The sequence below is a fragment of the Spirosoma taeanense genome (genome assembly GCF_013127955.1).
Classification (GTDB): domain Bacteria; phylum Bacteroidota; class Bacteroidia; order Cytophagales; family Spirosomataceae; genus Spirosoma; species Spirosoma taeanense.
Genome location: NZ_CP053435.1, coordinates 2,831,479 through 2,844,390 on the forward strand (window position 1 = coordinate 2,831,479; position 12,912 = coordinate 2,844,390).

Consider the following 12,912-nt stretch of genomic DNA (forward strand, 5'->3'; position numbering starts at 1 on the left):
GACGGATTAGTTTAATATTATGGTTGACAAATAAGGTTTTTTGTAAGAACTACCTAGTGACCGGAAACTACTCTTCCGGTGATATTATTTTTTAATAAAATTTAAAATTCACTGTAGTACGGAAGGATGATATATATTGCCCTTTTCTTTATACTATTTCGGTCCCATACAGGCAGACGTTTCCTCCCCCTGGGGGCGGTCGCCTGCCCGGATCAGGAATGGCCCACTAATTATTTGTACCCAGTTTCAGCCTGTTATGACGGCTTCCGAGATTACGGCGCATTTCTCGCGGATTCTTCCGTTGAAAGTAGGCGTCGTCGGGGACTTTGCCCTTGATTTATACCTGACTGTTCAGCCGGATACCGGCGAACGATCGCTCGAAACCGGGCGCGCAGTTTTCTGGGGTAGCCAGCCCCGGTCATCGCTGGGTGCAGCCGGTAACGTCGTGCAGAATCTGGTGGCGCTGGGTGTCCGCGACGTGCGCGTGGTGGGCTGCGTAGGCAATGATCTGTTTGGCCGGGAGATGCGGCATCTGTTCACTGATCTATTGGTCGACACCCGGCATCTGTATACGGTTCATCAGGACTGGGACACCTGCGTGTATACCAAGCCGATGCAGGCGGGTACGGAAGCGAACCGGATTGATTTCGGAACGCAGAACCAACTGAATAACTCGCTTTTCAATCAGCTACTGTTCGATCTGGAGCAGACGTTGCCCGACCTAGACGTACTGATTCTCAACCAGCAATTCGCGAATCCGCTGCTGGACGAAACCCGGGTAACCCGCCTGAATGCCTTGATTGCCCGCTTCCCGAACGTTCGGTTCGTGGCCGACATGCGACAGGTGGGTCAACTGATTCGCGGGACTACGCTCAAGGTAAATACCGCCGAGATGGCCCGGTTTCTGAACCTTGACCTGCCCGATCAGCCAGACTGTGGCTGGTGTGCCCACCAGGCCAGAACCCTGAGCCGCCAATGCCGGGGACCCGTGGTTGTGACGCGGGGCGAAGCCGGGATGCTGTACGTCGATCAGACAGAAATCCAGTCGGTTCCGGGATTGCCGCTGCGGGGTGAGCTGGATACGGTCGGGGCGGGCGATACGGTCGTAGCAGCCCTGGCGGCCTGTCTGGGAGCGGGCATGGCTCCCGCTCCGGCCCTGGAAATCGCGAACCTCGCAGCCGCTGTCACCGTTCAGAAACTACAACAAACCGGCACGGCCAGCCTGACCGAAATCCTGGCCGTACACGCTATGTACAACCACCATGACTAAAGAAACCCTGATGCAGTGCCGCCAGGAACTGCATACCCACCTCACGCAGGAGTTATTGCCCTTCTGGGTAAACCGGAGCCCGGACCGCCAGCACGGGGGCTTTATCACTCAGTTTGATCAATACGGTACCGATACCGGCGAGGATGAAAAGTCTCTGATTGCCCAGACCCGCTCCATCTATACGTATGCGTCGGCGCACCGGGCCGGCTACGGGAATGGCGAACTGGCCGATCTGGCCCGCCACGGGGTCGATTACCTGCTGAACCAGATGTGGGACGACGAGTTCGGCGGATTTTACTGGATGACGAACCGCCAGGGCGAGGTGATCAACGACCAGAAGATCGTGTACGGACAAAGTTTTGCCCTGTACTGCCTGAGTGAATACACCCTGGCGACGGGCGATACACGCGGGGTTGACTACGCCGAAAAGGTGTTTGATCTGCTGCAGAAATACGCCGTTGATACAACCTATGGGGGGTACTTCGAGATGTTTTACCGGGACTGGACTCTCAAAGGACCCGGCCCTGCCGGGGGAGACCGTAAAACTCTCGATGCCCATATGCACCTGATGGAAGCCTTCACCACGCTGTATGAATGCACCCGACGGCCCATTCACCGGCGTAAACTCCGGGAAGTGATCGAACTGCTGGTGAAGAAAATTATGCACCCGCAGTTCGGTACGGGCGTCCCCCAGTTCTGGGCCGACTGGCAGGTAGCACCGCAGATTAAGTTCGAGGTAATCTGGGGCTGGGACCGCTTCACAGAGGACGGCGTCAAGCGGGAAGCCGAAGATAACACCAGTTACGGTCATAATGCAGAGTTCGGCTGGCTGTTGCTGCACGCCCTCGATGTGCTTGGCCTGTCTTACGACACCTACCGCTATGTCCTGCAGAAAGCGTTTGCCCATGCTGCGCACTACGGTGTTGACTGGGAGTTTGGCGGGGTCTTCGTGGAAGGGTCGCACGACGGCACGGTCTATGACCGCGAGAAAGAGTTCTGGCAGCAGGCCGAGGGGCTGATCGGGTTTCTGGATGCGTACCGGTGGCTGGGCGATGAGCTGTACTGGAACGCTTATGAAAATGTCCACCGGTTCGTGCTGGATAAGATGATCAACCATTCCGTTGGCGAATGGTGGCCGCTGATGACGCGGCAGGGCGTCCCAATCTGGACGCATATGAGCCATTCCTGGAAAATCAATTACCATACCGTGCGGGCTATGGTGCAGTCCATTCGCCGGCTGGATCTGCTGCTGGCAGCCAACCCCACCGCTTAGTCGGTTCGGGGTAGCCCGTCCGTCAGTTCAATAGAGGATTTTGCCGGTTCATCCGGTTCAACGTAGCCCATCTGGCATTGGGTGGGCTACTTTCGCTTCATCTTTCCAAATCCTCTTTTCAAGACTACTGATGAACGCTAAACGAATCCTGTTTGCCACCATGCCCATGGATGGCCACCTGAACCCCCTGACGGGCATTGCCCTGCATCTGCAACACCTCGGCCACGATGTTCGCTGGTATACCGGCCCGACGTACGCCGACAAAATTCACAAACTCGGGATTCCGTATTATCCGTACCGGAAAGCGCAGGAAATCAACCAGCTCAACCTGGACACGGTGTTGCCCCAGCGCCAGCGGATTAAAGGCGCGATTGCCCGGCTCCGCTTCGATATTAACCAGGTGTTTCTGCTGCGGGCACCGGAGTTTGTGGTTGATCTGACGGAGATTTATCAGGACTGGCCGTTCGATCTGCTGGTCTGCGATGTAGTGTTTACGGGCGCGCCTTTTATTCAGCAGTTACTGAACGTTCCCGTGGCGGCAATTGGCGTCGTACCGTTGAGCGAAACATCCAAAGACCTGCCTCCGTCGGGAATGGGCCTGACGCCAGCCCGAAGTTTCCTGGGTAAGCAGATTCAGTCGCTGCTGCGCTACGTAACGATCAATCACCTGCTTAAGCCCTGTACGGATCTGTACAACCGGCTGCTGGCCGAACATGGCCTGCCCCCGACCCAGGACTTCGTCTTCGACGCGTTTATTCGTCAGAACGACATTCTGCTGCAAAGCGGCACGCCCGGGTTTGAATATTCCCGTCCGAATCTAAGCCCGAATATCCGGTTTGTGGGCCCGCTGCTGCCCTATAGCCGGGGCGTCAGCCATCCGTTCGTGGACGTTGCAAAAACCAAGGAGTACGAACGGGTCGTGCTGGTTACGCAAGGCACTGTTGAACGGGACCCGGCCAAGATAATCAGTCCAACCCTGGAAGCGTTTAAAGATGATACCCGAACACTGGTCATTGTGACGACGGGGGGCTCGCAAACGGCTGAGCTGCGCAAGCGTTATCCGCAGGCCAACATGATTATTGAGGACTTCATCGATTTCAACGCGGTGATGCCCTACGTCGATGTCTACGTCACAAACGCCGGTTACGGAGGTGTCCTGCTGGCAATTCAGCACGGTCTGCCGATGGTAGCCGCTGGTCTGCACGAGGGTAAAAATGAGATTGCCGCCCGCATTGGTTATTTCAAACTGGGCGTTAACCTCAAAACCGAAACCCCAACAGCCGCGCAGATTCGCCGGGGCGTCGAACAGGTCCTGGCCGATCCTGACTACAAACAGAGCGTCGGGGAACTCCGGAATGAGTTTGCCCGGTACAACCCGAATGCACTCTGCGAACATTATATTCTGAACTTACTTAAGCAGCGGGAACCGACCCCGCAACTGATCGAAGCCTGATTTCGTCCTGCACGCTTGGTACTTCATCAGAAACCAGGCATGCAGGAGAATCCAGAACATAACCACCAAAAACACCTGTTGACACAAAGAAAATCGCATTTTCATGCCTTCACTTGCCTGTTCATAGTCGACCCGTTCAAATTTTTCGTTATTATTGCAACTTTGTTGCATTAATGGGGTTGTAGTCCTTAGGGCTGCATCGAAATGGCGGTCAAGCAATTCATGCGGGGTTTCTGGAAGCAAGCGTTTATGGGGTGGCTGCTGGTTGGAGCAGCCACGGGCGGGTGGGCGCAGACTCCCTGCGTCACCGTATTGACCGGCCGGATTTTGGGACAGGACACGCATCAGCCGCTGGCGGGCGCTACGGTATTCGTACGTGAACTGGGTACTGGCGCTGTGGCTGACACGGCTGGTTACTTTCGGCTATCGGCTGTCTGTCCGGGTCAATACACTCTTAATGTGCAGTTCGTTGGTTATAAGTCCATTACGTCATCTATCGCCGTTAGAACCGATTCGTTGCAGACGCTGGCCCCAATTGAGCTGCTCGCCGACAGCAAAACTCTGCAGGAAGTGGTCGTAACAAAACGACGGTCTGAGGCCGATCAGTTGCTTCAGATTCAGACCAGCCTGGCTGGCAACGCGCTTGCAGCCACGCGGGGGCTGTCGCTGGGAGAGAGCCTGAAAACTTTGCCCGGGCTATATTCCATCCAGACCGGCCCGTCGATATCGAAACCCGTCATCCACGGCCTTTACAGCAACCGGATTCTGACGCTGAACAATGGCGTTCGGCAGGAAGATCAGCAGTGGGGCAGTGAACACGCTCCGCAGATTGATCCTTTTCTGGCATCCCAACTGACCGTAATTAAGGGGGCGGCCAGTATTCGCTACGGTTCCGACGCCATTGGCGGGGTAATTCTGGTGGAGCCGAAAGCGATGCCACTCAAGCCCGGTTTCGGGGGTGAGGTGAACCTGGTCGGAGGGACCAACGGGGGACAGGGCGTGGTTTCGGGACTGATCGAACAGGCCTTCGGGAAAAAACTGACGGGGCTGAGCTGGCGACTGCAGGGAACACTCAAGCGTGTAGGGTATGCCAGAACCCCTGACTACTATCTAGAGAACAGCAGCTATCATGAGAACTCGTTCTCGGGTGCCGTCAACTATACGCGCCGGATTGGCACCACGGGGACGGCAGGCATTGACGTGTTCTATAGCCAGTTTTATACAAAAGTAGGCTTGTTTACGGGCGCGCAGGTGGGCAGTCTGGCTGATTTTTACGCGGCCATCGCCCGTCCCGAACCGCTTCATCAGCCTGGCTTCTCGTACGCGCTCGGGCGGCCCTACCAGCAGGTGCAGCATGATTTGCTGAAAGTCAGGGCGTTCGTCCGGTCGGATCGACTGGGAACCCTGACAGCTACCGTGGCCCGCCAGCAGAACGTCCGGCGCGAATACGATTTGTTGTCATTTAGTCGCGCTACCGACCCCGAACTTTACCTGAAGCTGGTCACGCAAACGGCCGATTTAATCTGGGAACACCAGCCCCTTAAGACCGGGGGCGGGGGCAGTGGTCGGGGAGCATAGGATTCAATGGGCTGACGCAGGGTAACGTTCGCCGGTTTCTGTTTCTGATTCCAAATTACCGTAGCTATGGCGCGGGGCTATTTGCTCTGGAACGCTATGCCAACGACCGCTGGACACTGGAAGGCGGTATCCGCTATGATTACCGCTGGCTGCGCGCTTATTTCCTGGACGAGCCCAGTAAGCAGGTCAGCACTCAGACCCGCAACTGGCGCAACGGAACCGGTTCGCTTGGCGCAACGTACCAGCTAAACCGGCAGCTATCCGTTTCAGGGATTCTCAGTACGGCCTGGCGGGCACCCAGCGTCAGCGATCTATACTCCGATGGCCTGCATCAGAGCGCGGTGGCTTACGAACGGGGCAACCCGGATCTGAAACCCGAGCAGGCTTACAATGCCAGTCTGTCGGTGGAATACACGGGCAAACGACTCTACGCTGATCTTGGACTATACAATAATCTAATCCACAATTACATCTATCTGAAACCCGATTCGGTGCCCGTCATCCGGCAGCGGGGGGCATTTCCGGCCTATTCTTACCGCCAGGTTCAGGCGTTGTTCCGGGGGATCGATGCAACCATCCGGTACCAGCTTACAGATCGGCTGACGTTTACGTCAAAGACTTCTCTGCTTTTTGCCTACGATCACACCAACCAAAGCTACCTGGTTAATGTCCCTCCGAACCGCACCGATACCGGACTACGCTATGCGTGGCCGAAAGAGGCAGGTGCGGGGCGGATTTCGGGCCTGTATGCCAGTGTGAACACTCTGTACGTGGCCCGGCAGAACCGGGTGCCGAGCGTAAGCCAGCGTCAGGAAAACGGACAAATTATCTTTACCGGCGATTTTGCCCCCCCACCGGCGGCCTATGCACTGCTGGGGGTCGAAGCCGGTTTTACGTGGCGGATTGGCACGCAATCGCTGAACGTCATTCTGACGGGCAATAACCTGCTGAATCGGGTGTACCGGGATTATCTCGACCGGTTTCGCTACTTCGCCGACGAGCCGGGACGTAACCTTATGCTCAAGCTAAAGTTACCCCTGACCTTCACCCGGGCAAATTCCTGATCGTTCATTCTGTTTTACACCTACCTATATATACGATGTCTTTTTTTCAAAAAACGCTGATCTGGATCCTGCCGGTTACCCTGATGGCCGGAGCCTGTAAACACGACGAACAAAACGTTGCCCCTACGGACGACAACGAAGCCATTACGACCGCCAGCTTATCATTTACCAATACAGCGGCTCCGCGCGAAATAGTAACGGCCACTATTGAAAACCTGAATACCCAGGCGGACCTTTCGCAGGCAACAATTAACCTGAAGGCCAACACTACCTACACGGGCGGCATCGTGCTGCTTGACAAAACCAAAACGCCCGTTCTCGTCGTCACGGATGAAATCCGGGAAAAAGCGAACGAGCACCTGCTGGTCTATACGTTCACGCCCGCAACCGGCTCACCGGCATCCCTAACCGTGACGGCTACTGATTTGGACACGAATCCGACGCCCTTACCCGTTGGGCTCACGACGCGTGCACAGACTGGCATGGCTGGTTCGGGCAAACTGAACGTGGTGTTGCGCCACCAGCCGAACGTGAAAAACGGCCTGCCAGCACCCGGTTCTGATGATTTAAACATAAACTTTCCGGTGGTTATCCGGTAGAGTCCGTGAAAACAAAAAGCCTGACGCTGGCCAGCGTCAGGCTTTTTGTTGCGTTTTATTCGCTCATTCCTGTAGTGACAACAAAGTGATTCAGGCGTAAAGAAAAATCCGGAGCCTACTCGTAGAATAGCCTTATTCGTGAAGCCAGCGGTTTATCGTCGCCAGCCAGTTCACCCAGCTAAACCGACGCGCCGATCGGGGCAGTTTCACCAGGCTCCAGAACGGTGCCACGAAGCAGGTAATAGACATGGCTGTGTACCGCTTCATGGGCGACCCCTGACTGTTGCATTCTTCAATCAGGCAGAAGCCGGTTGGCGCATAGATAGAGTTCACGCGCCAGTAACTGCCATCCCGATTCTGCAGCACCGCCCCGGGATGGATTGCTTCAATTCTTGCTCCGGACGGTGATGAACCCGGGTCCAGAGACGATAACCACTGCTCAATCGTCAGGCTGCCCGGTTGCTCATAGCACCGCAGCGTGATGAGGTCAGACGAAGCAAGTTTATATTTTTTCATATATGGGTGAGATCAAGTTCAGGCATTAACGATTAAGTCTACCTATTAGCTTTGTAACTGTATGCTTAACTCGCCAGGGAACATTTAGTTGCAAATTTCTCGAAAAAAATGACGTACAGTGTATGCCAACTGGATGTCAATCAATTATCGCGATTGTATACAGCCAGAACCCAAGTAGAACTGAACAAATTTCGGGCCGAAACTGCGCAACATAGGAAACGCCCAACCAGATATGACCTGATTGGGCGTTCGTGTTATAGCAGTAGCGGGGAGCAGGATCGAACTGCCGACCTTAGGGTTATGAATCCTACGCTCTAACCATCTGAGCTACCCCGCCGGATTGATGGCACAAAAGTAAGCAAAAAACGTCCACGCGCAAAGGCGTGCGTTGACTTTCGCAAAAAAAATCGTTTACCTTTGCTCGAAACCTAGTTATACCCACCTTAGTCAAGGAGTTAATATGGAGAAGAGAAAATTTGTGGCTGAATACGAACTACGGGCTTCTCCCAAAATGCTGTTCCCGTACATCAGCACCGCATCGGGCCTGTCGCAGTGGTTTGCCAGTAAAGTCAACACCATGCCTGAACAGCGATTCGATTTTCAGTGGGACAATGAAAGTCATATTGCCCGGCAGGTTTCCATGCGGCAGAACAAAGGGGTGCGGTTTGAGTTTCTGGACACGGCCGACAATGGCTCCGATAATAACTACGTTGATTTTCGCGTCGATCAGTCTGAACTGACTCAGTCAACGTTTCTGCGCATCACCGACTACTCTTCAACCACCGACGAAGACGAACTGAAAGACCTCTGGGACGGTTTAATGGATAAGCTGAGAGAGATCGTAGGTAGTTAAAAAACTAAAAAATACCGCGAGGTGCCGACGTTTCTCCGGTTGCTGACGTTTGTTCCACAGGGGCGAGTTCCCAACGCCAGACTTCAGTGAACTTCCCGAAACGGTTGCATGAAGAAAATTGATAAATTAGTACTCGGCTCGTTCTGGGGGCCGTTTTTTCTGACCCTCGGCGTCGTCATCTTCATCTTTCTGATGCGGCTGCTGATGTTTTACATCGACGAGTTTGTTTCCAAAGACCTCGATTTAGCCACCTTCGGCCGCCTGCTCTTTTATTTTGCCCTGCTGACCATTCCGACGGCGCTGCCCCTGGCCGTGCTGCTCTCGTCGTTGATGACGTTCGGGAACCTGGGCGAATTCTTTGAACTGACGGCCCTGAAAAGCGCAGGCATTTCACTCACGCGCGCCATGCGTCCGCTGCTGGTCGTAGCTCTCGGTATCAGTATATTCTCGTTCTGGTTTAATAATAAGGTAGCACCCTGGGCTAATCTGAAAGGCTATAGTCTGCTCTACGATATCAAAACCGCCAAGGCTACCCTGAATCTCAAAGAAGGCATTTTTTACAACGACCTGCCGGGCTACAGTATCAAGGTCGATCAGAAAGTCAAAGCAGGTAAGGAGAGCACGACCGGCGACCTGCTGAAGGGGCTGGTAATCTATAAGCACCCCACGAGCGGTATGGAAACCGGCAACCGGGAGATTATCCTGGCCGACTCGGGACGGATGTATACCGATAAAGACCTGACTTATCTGGTCTTTGAACTCTTCAACGGTAACGATTATCAGGAGTATTCCGACAACAATACGGTGAGTTATGCCAGTACGGGCACACCGGGTAAAGGGGCGCAGTTCGTCAGGAACGGCTTTAAGGATTACCGGCTGGTCATCAGTCTCGAATCGTTCGGGATTAAACGAACCGACGAGAACCAGTTTGAGTACCACGAGTACATGAAGAACCTCAGCGAACTCTCCACGCTGACCGATTCGTTGCGTAAGGACCTGAAAAATACCAGCCAGAGCGTCGCGACTACCTCCCGCCAGTATTACAATTATCAGTTTAAGACGGTCGCTCTACCCCCTGATCAGAAAAAAGTAGTCGCTGGCAAGTGGGTCGATTCGCTGGTGCGCCGGAAGAAGATCACCCAGCAGGAACTGGCGCAGACCGCGCTTAGCCAGGCCCAGAATATCCTGTCCTATGCGTCTTCGAACGTAACCTACCTGACCGAGAAAGAAAAGAACGTCTGGAAGTACCAGCTGGAAAGCCACCACAAGTTCACCCAGTCGATATCCGTATTCGTTATGTTCCTGATCGGTGCTTCGATGGGGGCCATCATCAAGAAAGGCGGCTTTGGGCTGCCCGTGCTGGTCTCGATCGTATTCTTTATCTTTCTATACGTGCTGACGCTCACGGGCGATAAATACGCAAAAGATGGCCTGTTGTGGGTACCGCTGGGTGCCTGGATGGCTAACCTCGTCCTGTTTCCCATCGGGTTGTATCTGATGCAGCGCGCCCGGCACGACTCGCGGTTGTTCGATAAGGATATATACGTGATTGCCTGGGAACGGCTGAAACGAAAGTGGAATGAACGCCGGAACCAATCGACCGTTGTAGGTGGTTAATCTGTTCGGATAAAAACTGCTCCCTGGCGACTAATTGCCGCCGGTTTTTCACTACCTTTGCACCCAAATTCATTAGTTTCATTTATTAGCTGTCTGAAGATGTATTTAACGACCGAAAAAAAGCAGGAGATTTTCTCTACCTCGGGTTACGCCAAAAGTGCTACGGACACCGGGTCGGCCGAATCCCAGATCGCGCTGTTTACGTACCGGATCAGTCATTTGACCGAGCACCTGAAAGTTCACAAGCACGATTACGGCACCCAACTGGGTCTTTTAAAATTAGTTGGTAAGCGTCGGCGTCTGCTGAACTACCTCCAGAAGAAAGACATTATGCGGTACCGGGCTATTCTGGCCGCATTAGGACTCCGTAAATAACTGGCGTTCACAAAAAAGGGAATCTGCTCATAGTAGATTCCCTCATTTTTGTAGTTTCCTTACTGAAGCGGTGATTGCTGCGGTGAAAGCGGTTTAAGGAAGGTTGTTTTAGTTGATGTATTAAAGCTGTAAGAGGGCGTATTCAAAATCTGTTGTATGTTTCAAATCACCACGCAATCTGTTGCGCTGCCCGACGGGCGGGAAATTACCATCGAAACCGGCAAACTGGCCCGACAGGCCGACGGAGCGGTGGTTGTACGGTTGGGCGACACCATGCTGCTGGCCACCGTTGTATCCAGTAAAGAAGCTAAAGAAGGAGTTGATTTCCTTCCCTTATCAGTTGACTATCAGGAAAAATTTGCCTCCTCCGGCCGAATTCCCGGTAGCTTTCAACGGCGTGAAGGTCGCCTGGGCGATCACGAAATCCTGATCAGCCGCCTGGTAGACCGCGCGCTGCGGCCAATTTTCCCCGAGAATTACCATGCCGACACGCAGGTAATGATTACCCTGATTTCGGCCGATCCGGAAGTTCAGCCCGATGCCTTAGCTGCGCTGGCCGCTTCGTCGGCGCTGGCGGTGTCGGATATTCCCTTCAACGGGCCCATTTCGGAGGTGCGCGTTGCCAAGATTGACGGCGAGTACCGGATCAACCCTAAAACGTCGGATATTGAGCGGGCAACGCTCGATCTGATCGTGGCGGCTACCGAGAAAGATATCTGCATGGTGGAAGGCGAAATGAGCGAGTGCTCGGAAGCCGAAGTGGTTGAGGCCCTGAAAGCCGCCCACGAAGCCATCAAAACCCAGTGCCGGGCGCAGAAAGAACTGGAAGCTAACGTTGGCAAGACCGAAAAACGGGAGTATAACCACGAAACGCACGACGAAGAGTTACGGGCGGCCGTTCGGGCGTACTGCTATGATAAAATTTACGAGGTTGCTCGTCGCCAGAACCCCAGCAAAAAGGGGCGCAGTGAAGGCTTCCGCGAAGTGCGTGATGAGTTCCTGGCTACCTTCCCCGAAGGCAGTGAAGTGAACGTGGCACTGGTGAAAACCTATTTCGGTGATCTGGTCTGGGAAGCGTCGCGTCGGCTGGTACTCGATGAGCGCGTTCGGCTGGATGGACGTAAACTGGATGAAATCCGGCCTATTTCGGCGGAAGCCGGTTATCTGCCCGGTCCGCACGGTTCGGCTCTGTTCACCCGGGGAGAAACCCAGTCGCTGACGACCGTAACGCTCGGTACTAAAATGGACGAGCAGATCGTGGATCAGGCGATGTACCAGGGCTACAGTAAATTCCTGCTCCATTATAACTTTCCCGGTTTTTCGACGGGCGAAGTAAAGCCTAACCGGGGTGCCGGTCGGCGGGAAATTGGACACGGTAACCTGGCCCACCGTTCGCTCAAGAAAGTGATGCCGCCCGAATCCGAAAATCCGTATACGATCCGGATTGTGTCGGATATTCTGGAGTCGAACGGTTCGTCGTCGATGGCAACGGTCTGCGCCGGTACAATGGCGCTGATGGACGCCGGGATCAAGATTAAGGCACCCGTCGCCGGTATTGCCATGGGTCTGATTTCGGATGGGGAAAAATACGCCGTCCTGTCGGACATCCTCGGTGACGAAGATCACCTTGGTGATATGGATTTTAAAGTGACCGGTACCGAAAGAGGCATTGTAGCCTGCCAGATGGACCTGAAAGTAGATGGTCTGTCGTATGAAGTGCTGGCGCAGGCGCTGGAACAGGCCCGGGCGGGTCGTCTGCACATCCTCGGCGAAATGCGCAAAGGCATCGCGGAGGTTCGTTCGGATATGAAACCCCATGCGCCCCGCGCTATTGTCATCAAGATCGACACCAACCAGATCGGGGCCGTTATCGGACCGGGTGGTAAAGTCGTTCAGGATATCCAGAAGGATTCGGGTGCTGTGGTTAACATTGACGAACACGACAATGCCGGTTGGGTAAGCATTTTCGCGACCAATAAGGAAAGCATGGACAAAGCCGTTTCGCGCGTAAAAGGCATCGTTGCCGTTCCCGAAGTTGGCGAGGTTTATGTGGGTAAAGTAAAGACTATCCAGCCCTTCGGCGCGTTCGTTGAATTCATGCCCGGCAAGGATGGATTATTGCACATTTCCGAGATTAAGTGGGAGCGTCTGGAAACGATGGACGGGGTCTTGCAGGTAGGTGAAGAGGTGACCGTAAAGTTGATTGACGTGGATAAAAAGACTGGAAAATACCGTCTGTCCCGCAAGGTGCTGTTGCCCAAGCCAGAGAACAAAAATGCGTAAGCGATTGTTACTTTTTCGTGTAATGCAACGT

At 54.1% G+C, this 12,912-nt stretch carries 11 protein-coding genes and 1 tRNA gene; 10 read left to right on the plus strand and 2 right to left on the minus strand.

What is annotated here, in order from left to right:
* Positions 1–256 precede the first annotated feature (256 nt).
* From HNV11_RS11920 to HNV11_RS11940, 6 genes are all read left to right on the plus strand, one after another.
* Positions 257–1,270 carry a bifunctional heptose 7-phosphate kinase/heptose 1-phosphate adenyltransferase gene (locus tag HNV11_RS11920; protein ID WP_171739877.1) on the plus strand — a complete coding sequence of 338 codons (1,014 nt, stop codon included), beginning with the start codon at positions 257–259 and terminating at the stop codon, positions 1,268–1,270.
* On the plus strand, positions 1,263–2,543 hold the full coding sequence (locus HNV11_RS11925; RefSeq protein ID WP_171739878.1) for an AGE family epimerase/isomerase: 1,281 nt from the start codon (positions 1,263–1,265) through the stop codon (positions 2,541–2,543). Before HNV11_RS11920 ends, HNV11_RS11925 begins: the two co-directional genes overlap by 8 nt.
* 130 nt (positions 2,544–2,673) lie before the next feature.
* Positions 2,674–3,996, plus strand: coding sequence for a glycosyltransferase (locus HNV11_RS11930; RefSeq protein WP_171739879.1), 1,323 nt, complete (start codon positions 2,674–2,676; stop codon positions 3,994–3,996).
* A 204-nt stretch (positions 3,997–4,200) separates the two neighbouring features.
* Positions 4,201–5,574 carry a carboxypeptidase-like regulatory domain-containing protein gene (locus tag HNV11_RS23975; protein WP_240163954.1) on the plus strand — a complete coding sequence of 458 codons (1,374 nt, stop codon included), beginning with the start codon at positions 4,201–4,203 and terminating at the stop codon, positions 5,572–5,574.
* Positions 5,575–5,660: 86 nt separating this feature from the next.
* Entirely contained in the window at positions 5,661–6,638 is a 978-nt protein-coding gene (locus tag HNV11_RS23980; protein WP_240163971.1) for a TonB-dependent receptor domain-containing protein, read from the plus strand.
* Between the two features lie 35 nt (positions 6,639–6,673).
* Complete coding sequence (locus tag HNV11_RS11940) at positions 6,674–7,237, plus strand: hypothetical protein (RefSeq protein ID WP_171739880.1); 564 nt, start codon at positions 6,674–6,676, stop codon at positions 7,235–7,237.
* Between the two features lie 132 nt (positions 7,238–7,369).
* Here the strand turns inward: HNV11_RS11940 and HNV11_RS11945 are convergent, their stop codons facing one another.
* Together HNV11_RS11945 and HNV11_RS11950 are read right to left on the minus strand one after the other, a co-directional pair.
* Positions 7,370–7,753, minus strand: coding sequence for a hypothetical protein (locus tag HNV11_RS11945; protein ID WP_171739881.1), 384 nt, complete (start codon positions 7,751–7,753; stop codon positions 7,370–7,372).
* Positions 7,754–8,016: 263 nt separating this feature from the next.
* A tRNA-Met gene (locus tag HNV11_RS11950) sits at positions 8,017–8,090 on the minus strand.
* Between the two features lie 123 nt (positions 8,091–8,213).
* On the opposite strand from HNV11_RS11950, the gene HNV11_RS11955 reads away from it, so the two are divergent.
* From HNV11_RS11955 to HNV11_RS11970, 4 genes are all read left to right on the plus strand, one after another.
* Positions 8,214–8,606, plus strand: a complete 393-nt coding sequence (locus tag HNV11_RS11955) for an START-like domain-containing protein (protein ID WP_171739882.1) — start codon at positions 8,214–8,216, stop codon at positions 8,604–8,606.
* Between the two features lie 108 nt (positions 8,607–8,714).
* On the plus strand, positions 8,715–10,223 hold the full coding sequence (locus HNV11_RS11960; RefSeq protein WP_171739883.1) for an LptF/LptG family permease: 1,509 nt from the start codon (positions 8,715–8,717) through the stop codon (positions 10,221–10,223).
* 99 nt (positions 10,224–10,322) lie between these two features.
* Positions 10,323–10,598 (plus strand): 30S ribosomal protein S15, encoded by a 276-nt coding sequence (rpsO, locus tag HNV11_RS11965; protein ID WP_080056571.1) that lies wholly within the window; start codon positions 10,323–10,325, stop codon positions 10,596–10,598.
* Positions 10,599–10,754: 156 nt separating this feature from the next.
* Positions 10,755–12,881 (plus strand): polyribonucleotide nucleotidyltransferase, encoded by a 2,127-nt coding sequence (locus HNV11_RS11970; RefSeq protein WP_171739884.1) that lies wholly within the window; start codon positions 10,755–10,757, stop codon positions 12,879–12,881.
* Positions 12,882–12,912: the final 31 nt, after the last annotated feature.

Bases quoted from the DNA above. Each gene is read 5' to 3' on its own strand.
- rpsO (WP_080056571.1), top strand. From the start codon at position 10,323: ATGTATTTAACGACCGAAAAAAAGCAGGAGATTTTCTCTACCTCGGGT.
- HNV11_RS11920 (WP_171739877.1), top strand. From the start codon at position 257: ATGACGGCTTCCGAGATTACGGCGCATTTCTCGCGGATTCTTCCGTTG.
- HNV11_RS11925 (WP_171739878.1), top strand. From the start codon at position 1,263: ATGACTAAAGAAACCCTGATGCAGTGCCGCCAGGAACTGCATACCCAC.
- HNV11_RS11970 (WP_171739884.1), top strand. From the start codon at position 10,755: ATGTTTCAAATCACCACGCAATCTGTTGCGCTGCCCGACGGGCGGGAA.
- HNV11_RS11930 (WP_171739879.1), top strand. From the start codon at position 2,674: ATGAACGCTAAACGAATCCTGTTTGCCACCATGCCCATGGATGGCCAC.
- HNV11_RS11940 (WP_171739880.1), top strand. From the start codon at position 6,674: ATGTCTTTTTTTCAAAAAACGCTGATCTGGATCCTGCCGGTTACCCTG.
- HNV11_RS11955 (WP_171739882.1), top strand. From the start codon at position 8,214: ATGGAGAAGAGAAAATTTGTGGCTGAATACGAACTACGGGCTTCTCCC.
- HNV11_RS23975 (WP_240163954.1), top strand. From the start codon at position 4,201: ATGGCGGTCAAGCAATTCATGCGGGGTTTCTGGAAGCAAGCGTTTATG.
- HNV11_RS11960 (WP_171739883.1), top strand. From the start codon at position 8,715: ATGAAGAAAATTGATAAATTAGTACTCGGCTCGTTCTGGGGGCCGTTT.
- HNV11_RS11945 (WP_171739881.1), bottom strand. From the start codon at position 7,753: ATGAAAAAATATAAACTTGCTTCGTCTGACCTCATCACGCTGCGGTGC.